Below are 14,984 nucleotides of genomic sequence, written 5' to 3' on the forward strand. Positions count from 1 at the left end.
TTGGCCGCCTTCGCGCCCGCCTCCCCCTCCCAACCGCTCTTCCAACTCTCTATATTGAGCCATGGAAAAGCGAATCTACCCCCAAGCCATCGAATCGGTCGTCATGCCTGAGCCTTTCGGCAGGCAGAGTTTCAACGACGCCAAGAAGGCGGTCGCGGCCTTGCAGGTGCTTTACGACCGCAACACCAAGTTCCTGCGCGATTCCTTCGCGGCACTGGCCGCCGGCGGCGACAGCAACAAGCGCTACCGGGCCTTCTATCCCGAGATCGGCGTCACCACGACCTCCTTCAGCCAGGTCGACTCGCGACAGGCCTATGGCCACATGCCGACGCCCGGACATTTCTCGACCACCATCACCCAGCCGGCGCTGTTCGAAAACTACCTTGTCGAGCAGCTTCGGCTGATCATGCGCAACCATGGCGTCCAGGTAACGGTGTCGGAATCGACCACGCCTATTCCGCTGCATTTCGCCTTCCTGGAGGGCACCTATGTCGACGGCAGCGCCGCCGAGCGTATCCAGCGGCCGATCCGCGACCTGTTCGACGTGCCGGACCTCGACGGCACTGACGACCAGATCGCCAACGGCACGTTCGAAGTGGCGTTCGGCGAGCCGCGGCCGCTGGCGCCGTTCACGGCGCAGCGCATCGACTATTCGCTGCACCGCATGACGCATTACACCGCGACCAGCCCGCAGCATTTCCAGAACTTCGTGCTGTTCACCAACTACCAGTTCTACATCGACGAATTTGTCGCCCGCGCACGCGATCTGATGGAGAATGGCGGCGGCGGATATGCCGAATTCATCGAACCCGGCAACGTGATCACCCATGCCGGGTCGAGCGTGCCCGCCGAAGGCACGCCGCCGCAACGCCTGCCGCAGATGCCGGCCTATCATCTGAAGAAGCCCGGCCATGGCGGCATCACCATGGTCAATATCGGCGTCGGTCCCTCCAACGCCAAGACGATCACCGACCATATCGCGGTGCTGAGGCCGCACGCCTGGTTGATGCTCGGCCACTGCGCCGGCCTGCGCAACACGCAGGCGCTTGGCGACTATGTGCTGGCGCATGCCTATGTGCGCGAGGACCATGTGCTGGACGACGACCTGCCGGTCTGGGTGCCGATCCCCCCGCTAGCCGAGATCCAGGTGGCACTGCAGGAAGCGGTCGCCGAGGTCACCGGGCTTTCCGGCTACGACCTCAAACGCATCATGCGCACCGGCACCGTCGCCACCATCGACAACCGCAACTGGGAGCTACGCGACCAGCGCGGACCGGTGCAGCGGCTGTCGCAGTCGCGCGCCATCGCGCTCGACATGGAATCGGCGACCATCGCCGCCAACGGCTTCCGCTTCCGCGTGCCCTACGGCACGCTGCTGTGCGTCTCCGACAAGCCGCTGCATGGCGAGCTGAAGCTGCCGGGCATGGCGACCGAGTTCTACAAAAGGCAAGTGGCGCAGCATCTCACGATTGGCATCAAGGCGATGGAGAAGCTGGCCGGAATGCCTATGGAGCGGCTGCATTCGCGCAAACTCAGGAGCTTTTCCGAGACTGCCTTCCAATAGGCGGTCACCAGCTGCAAAAACCGGCTAGGCAACTCGTCGTCTTGATCGGGCCGCAATTTGACGGATAAGCAAGCCGGACAGGTTGCCAGCGGCATTGAGTAGTCAGGCAGATGAGATCAGGTGGATCGCGCTCTAACATGACAGCCGGGGTGACATTCCTGGCGATGATGGCGTTCGCGGCCGCCCTGATTGCCGGGTTTTTCGGCACGCTGCATCCGGCCTTCGATTCCTTCTCGCATTTCCGCGTTCATCTGGCCGTGCTGATCGCGCTCCTGGCGCTGCCCTTGCTTGCAACCCCGTTTCGCCTGCAGGCGGCCGCGGCACTGCTGTTCGCCATCGCCAGCTTCGCCACGACGCTGAGCGCGCTACCCAGGCTGTGGCCGGTGCAGGCGGACGCCAAACCGGCCGACCAGATCGTCTACAGCCTGCTGCAGATGAACCTGCGCTACGACAATCCGACGCCGAAGAAAGTGCTGTCGCTGATAGGGCGGACCAATCCCGACGTGATCACCCTCGACGAGGTGTCGGAGATGTGGACGACCGAGCTTGGCTATATCACCAGCGCCTATCCCTACCGGATCCTTTGTCCCTATCCGAACGGCGTGTTCGGCGTTGCGCTGCTCTCCAGGCGTCCGTTCGTCGCGGGGACCGGGCCGCATTGCGAGCGGCGCGGGGCGATGGCGATCGCGAGCGTCGACTTCGGCGGTGTCAGCGCCGATGTCGCCGCGATCCATCTCAGCTGGCCATGGCCGCGCGAGCAGTCCTGGCAGATCGGTGAACTGTCGGAGCAGCTCGCCTCGCTTGGCGAGACGGCGATCATGGCCGGCGACTGCAACGCCGTGCCGTGGAGCGCGGCGGTGCGGCGTGTCGCGGCGCTCGGCAAGCTCACCGTCATGCCGTCGGCCGGACCGACCTGGATGTACATCAAGCTGCCGGATGTCCTGCGGCGCTTCGCCGGCCTGCCGATCGACCAGGTGTTCAGCAAGGGCGGGGTGATCATCCATTCGGCGACGCGGCTCGAAGAAACCGGCTCCGATCATCTTCCCGTGCTGGTGGAGTTTTCGCTGCGTCCGCAAGAGAACAAGCCGGACGACGAGCATGAGACGGCGCTGGCGGCCGTCAAACAACCGGGCAAGACGCTGCGCTAGCGCTGCGTTCCTTCGATCCTCAAGGCTTGATCAAGGCATCCACCAGATGCTCGACATGGCCGCCATTGCGGTGCTCGCGGGCGTCGAAGGCCCTTTGCTTCGCCTCGTATTCGGCGTAGACGGCGTTGATACGCCGTCTCGCCTCCTGGCGGGTGCCGGTGCAAAACCAGTTGTCGGCAAGCTTGAGCCGACGGACCGACTTCGCGGTGGCCTGCATCATGCGCCTGGCGATGCGGCCATGCGTCTCCTCATGCGCACGGACGCCGGCGAAGAACCGCTTCCAGCGGCGTTCGAGCGCGGCACTGGCCGGCTGCGCCAGACGCGGATAGGTGTAGGTGAGGTCGAGCACGCCGTCGGCCTGCCGCAGGTGGCAGACTCCATCGGTGCGGCTGATGGCGAGGTCCCAATTCACCGTATAGGCGGTGTCGGCGATGGCGCGGGTCATGAAGCCATGCTTGGGGCCGTTGCGGTCCATCGCCGCGACCAGGGCCACGCCTGTTGTACCTGATATCTCGTAGGTGCGCGTCTTGACCAGCAGCTTGGTGCCGGCCGATGCTATGGGGCTGAAACTGCACAGGACGCCAATCGCCGCAAGGCATGCCAGAACCGAAACGCGCATGGCCTTCCTCCACTCGTCAGGGAAGGGAAACACAAGCGCGCCGCGGTTTCAACAGGCCCGTTACATGCCCCGATAGACTGGCCCTCGCCGGCTTTTGTTTGAGCGGCGGTCGAGACGGCCGGGTCAGGCGTCTGCCTGTCTCACATGCCCTGATAGACCGGGCCTTCGCCGCCTTGTGGCGGCACCCAGTTGATGTTCTGGTTGGGGTCCTTGATGTCGCAGGTCTTGCAGTGGACGCAGTTCTGCGCGTTGATGACGAAGCGCACGTCCTTGGCCGACGGATCGGCAGCGGCGTTGCCGTCCTTGTCGACCCATTCGTAGACGCCGGCCGGGCAGTAACGCGTCGAGGGTCCGGCAAAGACATCGTGCTCGGAGCGCTGCTGCAGTGCCGCGTCGCCGACGATGAGGTGGACCGGCTCATTTTCCTCGTGATTGGTGTTGGACAGGAACACCGAGGAGAGCCGATCGAAGGTCAGTACGCCATCCGGCTTCGGATAGGCGATCTTTTCATATTTTGCAGCCGGCTCCAGCGTCGCGTAGTCCGCCTTGCCGTGCTTCAGCGTGCCGAAGGGCGAGAGGCCGAACAGCGTGTTCAGCCACATGTCGAGGCCACCGAGGCCGACGCCGATGATGGTGCCGAAGCGCGACCACAGCGGCTTGACGTTGCGCACCTTCTTCAAATCCTTGCCGATGTCGGTCGCCCGCCACGCAGCCTCGTAGGAGGAAAGCTCGTCATTGGCGCGGCCGTCGGCGATCGCTTGCGCGACATGCTCGGCCGCCAGCATTCCCGATAGCACCGCATTGTGCGAACCCTTGATGCGCGGCACGTTGACGAAGCCGGCAGCACAGCCCATCAGCACGCCGCCAGGGAAGGACAGCTTCGGCACCGACTGCCAGCCGCCTTCGGTGATGGCGCGTGCGCCATAGCCGATCCGCTTGGCGCCCTCGAAGGTCCCCTTGATCGCCGGGTGCGTCTTGAAGCGCTGGAACTCCTCGAAGGGCGACAAATACGGGTTTTTGTAGTTCAGGTGGACGACGAAGCCGACCGCCACCTGGTTGTCCTCGAGGTGGTAGAGGAAGGAGCCGCCGCCGGTCTTCATGTCGAGCGGCCAGCCAAAGGAATGTTGCACCAGGCCAGGCTTGTGGTTCTCCGGCTTGACCTGCCAGAGTTCCTTCAGGCCGATGCCGAACTTGGCCGGCTCACGGCCGTCGGCGAGCTTGTATTTGGCGATCAGCTGCTTGGCGAGCGAGCCGCGCGCGCCCTCGCCGATCAGCACATATTTGCCCATCAGCGCCATGCCGGGCGCGAAGGACGGACCATGCGTGCCGTCCTTCTCGACGCCCATGTCGCCGGTCACCACGCCGGTGACGGCGCCGGCATCGTTGTAGAGCAGGCCGGCGGCGGCAAAGCCCGGATAGATCTCGACGCCGAGCGCCTCGGCCTTGGTCGCCAGCCAGCGGCAGACATTGCCGAGCGAGACGATGTAGTTGCCGTGATTGTTCATCAGCGGCGGCATCAGGATATTGGGCAGGCGGAAGGAGCCGGCCGGACCGAGCACCAGGAAATGATCATCGGTCACCGGCGTCTTGAACGGGTGGCCTTCCTCCTCGCGCCAGCCCGGCAGCAGCCGGTCGATGCCGATCGGGTCGACGACGGCACCGGACAGGATGTGGGCGCCGACCTCGCCGCCCTTCTCCAGCACGACGACGGAAAGCTCGGGATTGACCTGCTTCAGACGGATCGCCGCGGCAAGGCCAGCCGGACCAGCGCCGACGATGACCACGTCGAATTCCATGCTCTCGCGTTCGATATCGCTCATCGACCCCTCACTGGCTTGCCGCGCTTTCCCGCATTGTGCTGGCTCATGCGCTGCATAGCGCATCAATTCGCGACGGGAAACCGGCGCTTAACGGACAAAGCCGATTTCGACAAAAAGTCGCGCCCGGCCGGGAAGAACCATTTCTCCCGGCGTTTTTCAATTGTTCGACGGCTTGCTTATCGGCAATACTTCGCGCCATGCGCACGCCTGAGCCATCCGGCTTCTCATTGACGCGCTTTTTCTCGACGCCCGGCCGGCTTTGCCGGGCGGTTCTTCCGCTCCTTCCATTGCTGGCCCCGGCTGCCCATGCCGATCCGCAAAAGGTCTGGGCAACCGGCGCCTATTCCTTTTCCGACGAACTCGGCGGCTTTCACATCACTGGCGCCTCTGGCATCGGCACCAAGGAGGATCCGATCGTCATCACCGAAGAGCTGAATTCGGCGACACCGGTGACGCTGACCATCCGCACCACCAAGCCGATCGAGGCATTCGGCAAGGCCGGCGAGGTCGCCAACGGCATCATTTACATGCGCATCGAGACGCTCAACAACAGCGGCCAGGCCTGGGTGGAGTTCCAGTTCGAGCTACAGGAGATCCTCGACCAGCCGAGCGTATTCGGCGATGGCCTGTCCTTCGACCAGCGCAATAAGTCGCCCGACAACATCGTGGCGAGCAACTTCGCCGAGTTCGACCGCGATTTCGAACCCTATGACCGGCTTTTGTTCAAGAACGGCAAGATCGACCCGCTGATGACGGGCAGCTTCGAATTCCTGATCACCGACTACACGCCGCGCTGGACGTTCTATCTGGTGCAGGATCCGCGGATACCGACGGGCTGACAAACTCACCGAGGTTGCAAATCGCCGCCGCGCGGACGATGGTGGCAGCATGATCGCCGCCTTCCCCAACACCCCTGCCGAAATCGCCGAGCTGCTCGCCTTCTATGCCAGCGCCGGCGTCGATGAGGCGCTGGAGGACGCGCCCATCAACCGCTTCGCCGACGTCCAGCCGAAGCAAGCCGAGCGCGCTCAGGCACCGGCCGCGCGCGAAAGCCGGTCCCAGGAACGGCCGGCACCGGAGCCAGGCCGCGACGCAACCAGAGCGCCAGAGCGACCAACGGCAGCGCCCGGGCTGGACGCAAGCAAGGTGCCGGATGCGCCGGCGCGCACCGCGCCCGCCGTCGCGGCAGTACCCGACGAGGCGCAGGCGCTGCTCGCGCGGCAGATGGCTGCCAGCGCCTCCACGCTCGACGAGCTGCGTCAGCACATGGCGGCCTTCGACGGCTGCAATCTCAAATTCACCGCTAAAAACCTGGTCTTCGCGGACGGCAATCCCAATGCCGAGCTGATGCTGGTTGGCGAAGCGCCGGGCCGCGATGAGGACCTCGAAGGCCTGCCCTTCGTCGGCCGCTCCGGGCGCCTGCTCGACCGCATGCTGGCGGCAATCGGCCTCGACCGCACGTCGGCCTATATCGCCAATGTCATCCCCTGGCGGCCGCCGGGAAATCGCACGCCGACGCCGCACGAGACCGAGATCTGCCGGCCGTTCATCGAAAGGCAGATCGAGTTGGTCAATCCGAAGCTGCTGGTCAGTCTCGGCGGCCCCTCGGCCAAGACCTTGCTCAACACCACCGAGGGTATTCTTCGATTGCGCGGCAACTGGCGCACGCATACGACCGCGTCCGGCACCATCATTCCCGCCATGCCGACGCTGCATCCGGCCTATCTGTTGCGGACGCCGGCGCACAAGAAGCTGGCCTGGCGGGATTTTCTGGAGGTGAAGGCGAAGCTGAAGGCGTTGGAGTGAAACACCCCTTCCCCCCTTGGGGGAGATGGCACCATAACCTCCGGGGTAATTGAATTACTCCCCTGGCCGCCTTAGTCCTTCCCACATGACAACATCCGAAACCTCCGCCGGGAGCCTCATCCGCGAATGGCGCACGCGCCGGCGCATGAGCCAGCTCGATCTTGCCATGGAGGCCGAGATCTCGCAGCGGCATCTCTCCTTCGTCGAGAGCGGCCGGGCCCAGCCCTCGCGCGAGATGGTGCTGCACTTGGCCGAGCAGCTTTCAATCCCGCTGCGGCAGCGCAACCAGCTGCTGCTCGCTGCGGGTTTCGCGCCGAGTTTCAGCGAGAAGCCGCTCTCCGATGCGTCGCTGGCACCGGCGATGGCGGCGGTGGAAACCGTGCTCCGGGGCCACGAGCCCTTTCCGGCGCTGGCCGTGGACCGGCACTGGAACCTTATCTCGGCCAATGCGGCGATCGGCCCATTCCTGGCCGATGTTTCCGAACCATCGCTGCTTGCGCCACCGGTCAATGTGCTGCGGCTCAGCCTGCATCCCGGCGGCGTTGCGCCGCGCATCGTCAACCTAGCCGAATGGCGCGCGCATCTGCTCGAACGGCTGAGGCATCAGAACGACGCCATTGGCGACCCCGTGCTGATCGAGCTGGAACAGGAGTTGCGCGCCTATCCTTCCGGGCTGAAGAGCGGACGGCCGGCCCAGATCGAGCCGAGCGGCATCGTGCACCCCCTCCGGCTCGCGCATGGCGATCAGGTGCTCTCCTTCATCAGCACGATCACCGTCTTCGGCACACCGCTCGATGTCACATTGTCGGAACTGGCGATCGAATCCTTTTTCCCGGCCGACGAGCAGACGCGGTCGACGTTGGTGCGGCTGGCGAAGGAGCGTGCCGAGCGGTCTTGATCACCCCTGCGGCGGCGTCGCCCTCCTCGTTCGCGTGCGTTCAAGCCCAAGTTGCCGTTCGCGCCATATGATGAAGATGCCGGCCGCCACCACGATCAGACCGCCGGCCAGCGTGTTGAGCGACGCGACATCGCCGAACACCAGATAGCCGACCACGACGCCGAGGATCATCGAGCTGTATTCGAACGGCGCCACGACGGAGGCCTCGGCGTGGCGGTAGGCCGCCGTCATCAGGATTTGGCCGAGCCCGCCGCAAAAGCCGGCGACAACCAGGAGGGCTGCCTGCACCGGCGTCAGCGGCTGCCAGCCGAAGGGCAATGTCAGCAGGGAGAGCACGCTCGCCGTCGACGAGAACCAGAGCACGATGGTCGCCGTCTTCTCGGTCTGGACGAGGTTGCGGACCAAGAGCATGGCGATGGCCGAGATCGCCGCCGCGGCGAAGGCGGCGATGACCCCCAATACCTCCTGGTCACCGAGCGCCGCGCCAGAGCGCAGCAGCGTCAGCTTCGGCCAGGAGATGAGAAGCACACCGACAAGACCGATGGCGACAGCGCTCCAGCGGTAGACACGGATCGCTTCGCCAAGGAAGATCGACGAGAACACCACCACCAGCAGGGGCTGGGCATAGTTCAGCGTGATCGCCTCGGGAAGCGGCAGCCTGGTCAGCGCGAAGAAACCGAGCCCCATGGCGCCGACGCCGACGATACCGCGCGCGACGTGGTTGAACGGCCGTTTCGTGGCGAATGCGGTGGCCAGCTGTCGCTTGGATGCCAGGAAGGCGATGATCGGGAAGATGGCAAAGAAGGAGCGAAAGAAGACGATCTGGCCGGCGGGCACGTCGCCGGCCGCCTTGATGCAAGTCTGCATGCCGACGAAGACCGCCACCGATACGATCTTTAGCACAATGCCCCGCAGCGTGCTGTGGTGGCCGGCGTGTCCGCCGTCGCCTTGCGGCTCAGCTCTCGCCTCGGCGCTCACCTTGGCGCGGCGTCCCGGATCGCCGCGCAGATGCGCGCCGGCGTGGCCGGCATCCCGGTGTGGCTGATGCCGTGCCCGCGGCGGAGCGCGCCGCGGCCTTCGCGCTTGAGGAAGGCCTGGTCCTCGCGACGCAACACGGAAGCGCCCATGGCGAGTTTCGGTGTGACCACGCCCATGAATGCCTCGCGATGACGGTGGGGGAATGGATGCCCGAATAGGCATTGGCGCAGTTTTGTCGAGTGACCGTTTCGTGTAAAGAGCGCGGACTTCGTTTTTTTGGACCAGCGGGGCGTGTTTGCCGCGCCGGCAAGGACAGGAAAACCCTTCCGAATGCGCACCGATACCGGCCAGGTCTTCAAGCTCGAAGACTATCGCCCCAGTGACTATCTCATCCCGGAGACCAGCCTCGTTTTCCGCCTTTCGCCAGGGGCAACCCGCGTCACCGCCACGCTCACAGTCGAGCGCCGCGGTGGCGTCGCGGCGTCAGCGCCGCTGGTGCTCGACGGCGACGGGCTGACGCTGATCGGCATCGCCATTGACGGCCGCGAGCTTCAGCCGGCGGACTACGCGGCAACGCCCGACGAACTCGCCATCCTGAAGCCGCCGGCCGCTTCCCGCTTCGAGCTTGTCCTGGAAACCGAGATCGTGCCCGCGCGCAACGAGGCGCTGATGGGACTCTATCGCTCCAGCAACGTCTATTGCACGCAATGCGAGGCCGAGGGCTTCCGGCGCATCACTTATTTCCTCGACCGGCCGGACATCCTGTCGGTCTATACAGTGCGCATCGAGGCGCGGCGCGAAGAAGCGCCGCTGCTACTCTCCAACGGCAACCCGGTGGAAACCGGCGCGGTTGCCGATGGCTGGCACTATGCGGTCTGGCACGATCCCTTCCCCAAGCCGTCCTACCTGTTCGCGCTGGTGGCGGGCAATCTCGGCAAGGTGGCCGACAGCTTCACCACCCTATCCGGCCGCAAGGTTGAGCTCGGCATCTATGTCGAGCCCGGCAAGGAGCGGCTGGCGGGCTATGCGATGGATGCGCTGAAGCGCTCGATGAAATGGGACGAGGACGCCTTCGGCCGCGAATACGATCTCGACGTGTTCAACATCGTCGCCGTCTCCGACTTCAACATGGGCGCGATGGAGAACAAGGGCCTCAACATCTTCAACGACAAATATGTGCTGGCCGACGAGGAGACCGCGACCGATGCCGATTTCGCCAATATCGAGGCGATCATCGCGCATGAGTATTTCCACAATTGGACAGGCAACAGAATCACTTGCCGCGACTGGTTCCAGCTCTGCCTGAAGGAAGGGCTCACCGTTTACCGCGACCATGAATTCTCCGCCGACCAGCGCTCGCGGGCGGTTAAGCGCATCGCCGAGGTGCGCACGCTGCGCGCCCACCAGTTCCCCGAGGATCAGGGCCCGCTGGCACATCCGGTCAGGCCGCGCCGCTACCGCGAGATCAACAATTTCTACACGGCGACCGTCTACGAGAAGGGTTCGGAAGTGGTGCGCATGATCCGCACCATCCTCGGCGCCGGCGCGTTCCGCGCCGGCATGAACCTCTATTTCGAGCGCCACGACGGAGAGGCCGCGACGATCGAGGACTTTCTCAAGGCGTTCGAGGATGCGTCGGGACGCGACCTGTCGCAATTCGCCCTGTGGTATCATCAGGCGGGAACGCCGAACCTGACCGTGAGCTCCTCGCACAATGCGGGGACAAAGGAATTCACGCTGGAGATCGAGCAGTCCGTGCCGCCGACACCGTCGGAGAGCCGCAAGCGGCTGATGCACATTCCGCTGGCCTTCGGCCTGGTCGGCGCCGGCGGCAAGCCGGTCGCCTATGACGCCGTCGAGGGTGCGACGGTCGAGGATGGCGTCATCCATATCCGCAAGCGCCGCCATCTGGTGCGCTTCACCGGCGTCGCCGAGCGCCCGGCGGTGTCGCTCAACCGCGGCTTCTCGGCACCAATCACGCTCTCGGTCGAACAGAGAGCCGACGACCAGTTCTTCCTTGCCGGCCACGACAGCGACAGCTTCGCGCGCTGGCAGGCCTTCAACACGCTACTGACCGACGCGCTGATAGCGACCTTCCGCCAGGTGCTCGGCGGCACGGAGCCGGTGTTCACGGCGCGACTCGCCGAGCTTGCCGGCAAGATCGCCGTCGACGAGACGCTGGAGCCGGCCTATCGGGCTCTGGCGTTGTCGCTCCCCAGCGAGGCCGACATCGCCCGCGACATCGGCAAGGGCATCGACCCCGACGCCATCTTCGCAGCACGCGAGGCGCTGGCCCTGGCGATCGCCAAGCCGAACCGCGATAGCTTCTCCGACCTCTATGAACGGCTTGCCGACAAGGGGCCGTTCAGCCCCAATGCCTCGAGCGCCGGACGCCGCGCGATGCGCAACATCCTGCTCGACTATCTGGCGCTGCTGCCGGAAGGCGCCGCGCTCGCCGCCAGTCACTTCCGCTCCGCCAGCAACATGACCGATCGCGCCGCCGCACTGACCGTGCTCGCGCATCGGCATGCCGGCTCGCGTCAAGCGGTCGAGGCGCTGGCCGCTTTCGAAGCGAAGTACGGCGGCGATGCGCTGGTCATGGACAAATGGTTTCAGATCCAGGCCGGCGTGCCCGGCCCGCGGACCGTCGAGGCGGTGCGCGCGCTGACCGGTCACCCTGCCTTCTCGATGGCCAATCCCAACCGGGTGCGCGCCCTGGTCGGCACCTTCTCCAGCGCCAACCAGACCGGCTTCCACCGCGCCGACGGCGAGGGCTACCGCTTCTTTACCGAGACCGTGCTCGAGGTCGAGAAGCGCAACCCCCAACTGGCGGCAAGGCTGGCGACGGCGCTGCGCTCCTGGCGCTCGCTGGAACCGAAGCGCCAGGCCAAGGCCAGGGAGGCGCTGCTTGCGATGGCCGCCGCGGATAAGCTGTCGGCCGATCTCAGGGATATCGTCGAGCGGACTTTGGCGTAAGGGCTTTCCCTTTCTTCCTGTGGGAGGAAAGGACGAATTTCAATCAACTTTTAATCTTTTTTGGCCGCGCCTCTGGACAAGGCGAATCACCTTTGATTCTTTAATGACGATTCGGGCGTGCGGCGTAACCGGACCATCAAGCATACGGAATTCGGGGAGTAGCCATTTATGGCCAAGGCGGACGCGTGGGGCGCGCCCGGAGGGAAGGCTTTTGAGCGTCGCAGGGCGCGGGCCGACGGGCTTGCCGGCAACACCCGGCTGATCGCCGAACCCGCCTATAGGCGGCTGCTGGCGGCCGAGCCGTGGCTTCGGCGCTCGATCCCTGCCCTCATCATCATCTTCCTGATCGTCATCGCGGCGCTGCGCGTGCTGTCGCTGATGAACGAGCGCGACGAGGTCGAACGCGACGCCAAGGCGATCCTTTCGCTGGCGGCCGCTCAGATGGCGAGCGCGATCAGCGCCGATCCAAACGCCGCTTCAGTGACCGCGCCTGACCTGATGGAGAGTGCCGGTCGCCAGGGGCCATGGGCCGCAGCCACGTGCTTGCCATCACCGACGGCAACTTCAAGATCATCGCCGTGTCGCCGCTGTCGAGCGGCTGGCAGGGACGCGCGCTGGACAGCCTGGTCCAGGGCGGCCAGCCGCTGTTCATGTTCGGCGAGCGGGCCGGCGTCATGGATATCAGCATCGACGGAAAAGACTGGTATGGGGCGGTGAGCCTGACCAGCGACCGCAAGAACGCCGCCGCCGCGCTGGTGCCTCGGGATGCGGTCTTCGACAACTGGCGCAAGACCGTCTCGCTCAACGTCACACTGTTTGTGCTGACGGCCGGGGTGCTGATCATCATCCTCTACGCCTATTTCGGCCAGGCAGCGCGCGCCCAGGCCGCCGACCGCATCTACCTCGAGGCGCATCAGCGCATCGACATGGCGCTGGTGCGCGGCCGCTGCGGCCTGTGGGACTGGGACATGGTGCGCGGCAAGATGTACTGGTCGCGCTCGATGTACGACATGCTGGGCTACGAACCCTGCGACAGCATGCTGTCCTTCGGCGAGGTCGACGAGATCATCCACCCGGAGGACGGCGACCTGTTCGAACTCGCCAATCGCATTGTCGAGCGCGAGATCGACCACATCGACCAGGTGTTCCGCATGCGGCACGCCGACGGGCAATGGGTGTGGATGCGCGCGAGAGCGCAGGTGATCGACCCGGAGGCGCCGGAAATCCAGCTGATCGGGATCGCCGTCGACGTCACCGAGCAGAGGCACCTGGCGCTGCGCTCGGAGGCGGCGGACCTGCGCTTGCGGACCGCGATCGAGAACATCAACGAATCCTTCGTGCTTTGGGACGCCGCCGAGCGGCTGATCATGTGCAATTCAAAGTTCCAGAAGGACAACGGCCTGTCGGACCGCGACGTGATGCCGGGCGCGACGCGCGCCGTGCTCGAGGAACGCATGCTGGCCTTCGCCTCGGAGCGCAGGCTGGCCAACGCCAATGGCCCACAGGGCGGCTCGACCTTCGAGCGGCAGCTTGCCGACGGCCGCTGGCTGCAGGTCAACGAACTGAGGACAAGGGACGGCGGCACCGTCTCGGTCGGCTCCGACATCACCCAGATCAAGCTGCATCAGGAAAAGCTGGTCGATAGCGAGCGGCGGTTAATGGCGACCATCCACGACCTCAGCCTGGCCCGCCGGGCGGAAGAAGAACGCGCCAGGGAGCTGGTCGAGCTTAACCGCAAATACATGAAGGAGACCGAGCGCGCCGAGGCGGCCAACCGCGCGAAGTCCGAATTCCTGGCCAACATGTCGCACGAACTGCGCACGCCGCTCAACGCCATCATTGGCTTCTCCGAGCTGATGGAACAAGGCCTGTTCGGGCCGCTCGGCTCGCCGCGCTACGAAGAATATGCCACCGACATCAACGGCAGCGGCAAATACCTGCTCGGCGTCATCAACGACATACTCGACATGTCGAAGATCGAGGCCGGCCAGTTCTCGATGGACCGCGAGGAGATCGACCTCTGCCCGCTGATCAAGGAGACGGTGCGCGTCATCTCGCTGCAGGCGGCGGAGAAATCGATCACGGTGGAGACCCGCATCGCCGATTCGATGCGGCTCTTCGCCGATCGCCGCGCGATCAAGCAGATCGCCATAAACCTTCTGTCCAACGCCGTGAAGTTCACCGGCCAGGGCGGCCACATCTCTGTCCGGGCGCGCAGCGCTTCAGGAGCCTTGGTGCTGACCATCGAGGACAATGGCTGCGGCATCCCCAAAGCGGCGCTGAGCAAGCTTGGCCGGCCCTTCGAGCAGGTGCAGAACCAGTTCTCAAAGAACCATGCAGGCTCGGGCCTCGGCCTGGCCATCTCGCGCTCGCTGGCCGAGCTGCAGGGCGGCGCGCTGAAGATCCGCTCGACCGAAGGCGTCGGCACGATCGTGTCGGTGCGAATCCCGCTCAAGAAGGCGCCGCCTTCGGTGAAGGCGGCGGCTTGATTGATTTCCGTAGGAATCCTCGGCAACGCTAGCGGGACAGCGCGAAGTAACGAGGCCTTTTCGAGAATCCGGCAGCATAGCCCACCGGATCCGGATCATTCAGCTTCACTGCACGCCGTCACCGCCATTCCACTGCCGATGACGTCCGAAGCGGCCGCCCTTCGGCAGCTCGCCCTTTTCGATCTTGCCGTCATTGTTCTTGTCCAGCAAGGCGAACAGCTTCTTCTCGCGGCCAGTGATGTCGTCGGCGGTCAGCGTGCCGTCGCCCCTGGTGTCGTAGCGCTCGATGATGCGCCTAGCCATGCGCTCGAAGCGCGCCTTCTCCAGCGCGTCGGCGAGTTCGGCAACGGTGAGCCTGCCGCCATTTTGAGCAACCATCTTTTTCAGGCGCGAGTCCATGGCGTCAGAGAACTGGTCGAAGGTGATGGGGCCGTCAGAGTCCTTCATCGCCTTGCCGAGGCGTAACATCAAGTTGTCACGCATATTGGCGCTGGCGTTATTTTCGGCATAGGCCGTCGTGCCGACGGCGCCGGCAAGGGCTGCGAAAGCAAGGGCAAGCTTGGTTGACTTTCTCATTGGTCTTCTCCTGTTGCATCGTCACCCCCGATGCCAGGACGGCAACCTCCTCAATCAGATTCAGGCCGCCATCCTATCTCCTTGTTTAAGCATCGGATTTTCTCCGCATC

The 14,984-nt window shown here is 64.8% G+C and carries 11 protein-coding genes and 1 pseudogene; 7 read left to right on the plus strand and 5 right to left on the minus strand.

Features of this window, described 5'->3' with window-relative positions:
* Positions 1-103 precede the first annotated feature (103 nt).
* Together EJ073_RS10995 and EJ073_RS11000 are read left to right on the plus strand one after the other, a co-directional pair.
* Positions 104-1,564, plus strand: coding sequence for an AMP nucleosidase (locus EJ073_RS10995; RefSeq protein ID WP_245455537.1), 1,461 nt, complete (start codon positions 104-106; stop codon positions 1,562-1,564).
* A gap of 137 nt (positions 1,565-1,701) precedes the next feature.
* Positions 1,702-2,712, plus strand: a complete 1,011-nt coding sequence (locus EJ073_RS11000; RefSeq protein ID WP_126055747.1) for an endonuclease/exonuclease/phosphatase family protein — start codon at positions 1,702-1,704, stop codon at positions 2,710-2,712.
* 19 nt (positions 2,713-2,731) lie between these two features.
* Here the strand turns inward: EJ073_RS11000 and EJ073_RS11005 are convergent, their stop codons facing one another.
* The gene (locus tag EJ073_RS11005; protein WP_126055748.1) at positions 2,732-3,331 is read right to left on the minus strand and encodes a DUF922 domain-containing protein; all 600 of its coding nucleotides are present in this window, start codon (positions 3,329-3,331) and stop codon (positions 2,732-2,734) included.
* A 140-nt stretch (positions 3,332-3,471) separates the two neighbouring features.
* Positions 3,472-5,151, minus strand: a complete 1,680-nt coding sequence (locus EJ073_RS11010; protein ID WP_126055749.1) for an electron transfer flavoprotein-ubiquinone oxidoreductase — start codon at positions 5,149-5,151, stop codon at positions 3,472-3,474.
* Between the two features lie 197 nt (positions 5,152-5,348).
* Between EJ073_RS11010 and EJ073_RS11015 the strand changes: the two genes are divergently transcribed.
* The 3 genes from EJ073_RS11015 to EJ073_RS11025 all read left to right on the plus strand — a co-directional run bounded on the left by EJ073_RS11015 (position 5,349) and on the right by EJ073_RS11025 (position 7,855).
* Positions 5,349-5,990, plus strand: coding sequence for a hypothetical protein (locus tag EJ073_RS11015; protein WP_126055750.1), 642 nt, complete (start codon positions 5,349-5,351; stop codon positions 5,988-5,990).
* Positions 5,991-6,039: 49 nt separating this feature from the next.
* A complete protein-coding gene (locus tag EJ073_RS11020; protein ID WP_126055751.1) occupies positions 6,040-6,957 on the plus strand; it encodes a uracil-DNA glycosylase in 918 nt (305 codons plus the stop codon).
* 85 nt (positions 6,958-7,042) lie between these two features.
* Positions 7,043-7,855 carry a helix-turn-helix transcriptional regulator gene (locus EJ073_RS11025; RefSeq protein ID WP_126055752.1) on the plus strand — a complete coding sequence of 271 codons (813 nt, stop codon included), beginning with the start codon at positions 7,043-7,045 and terminating at the stop codon, positions 7,853-7,855.
* On the opposite strand, the gene EJ073_RS11030 is transcribed toward EJ073_RS11025, so the two are convergent.
* Both EJ073_RS11030 and EJ073_RS11035 read right to left on the minus strand, forming a co-directional pair.
* Positions 7,856-8,833, minus strand: a complete 978-nt coding sequence (locus EJ073_RS11030; RefSeq protein ID WP_126055753.1) for a DMT family transporter — start codon at positions 8,831-8,833, stop codon at positions 7,856-7,858.
* Positions 8,830-9,009 carry a hypothetical protein gene (locus EJ073_RS11035; RefSeq protein WP_126055754.1) on the minus strand — a complete coding sequence of 60 codons (180 nt, stop codon included), beginning with the start codon at positions 9,007-9,009 and terminating at the stop codon, positions 8,830-8,832. The genes EJ073_RS11030 and EJ073_RS11035 overlap by 4 nt, the downstream gene beginning before the upstream one ends.
* A 154-nt stretch (positions 9,010-9,163) precedes the next feature.
* Between EJ073_RS11035 and pepN the strand changes: the two genes are divergently transcribed.
* Positions 9,164-11,809 carry an aminopeptidase N gene (gene pepN, locus EJ073_RS11040; protein ID WP_126055755.1) on the plus strand — a complete coding sequence of 882 codons (2,646 nt, stop codon included), beginning with the start codon at positions 9,164-9,166 and terminating at the stop codon, positions 11,807-11,809.
* Between the two features lie 168 nt (positions 11,810-11,977).
* Positions 11,978-14,298: pseudogene (locus tag EJ073_RS11045) on the plus strand (ATP-binding protein).
* A 105-nt stretch (positions 14,299-14,403) separates the two neighbouring features.
* Here the strand turns inward: EJ073_RS11045 and EJ073_RS11050 are convergent.
* Positions 14,404-14,874, minus strand: a complete 471-nt coding sequence (locus tag EJ073_RS11050) for a hypothetical protein (RefSeq protein WP_126055756.1) — start codon at positions 14,872-14,874, stop codon at positions 14,404-14,406.
* Between the last annotated feature and the right edge of the window lie 110 nt (positions 14,875-14,984).

The organism is Mesorhizobium sp. M4B.F.Ca.ET.058.02.1.1 (assembly GCF_003952505.1).
Lineage (GTDB): Bacteria > Pseudomonadota > Alphaproteobacteria > Rhizobiales > Rhizobiaceae > Mesorhizobium.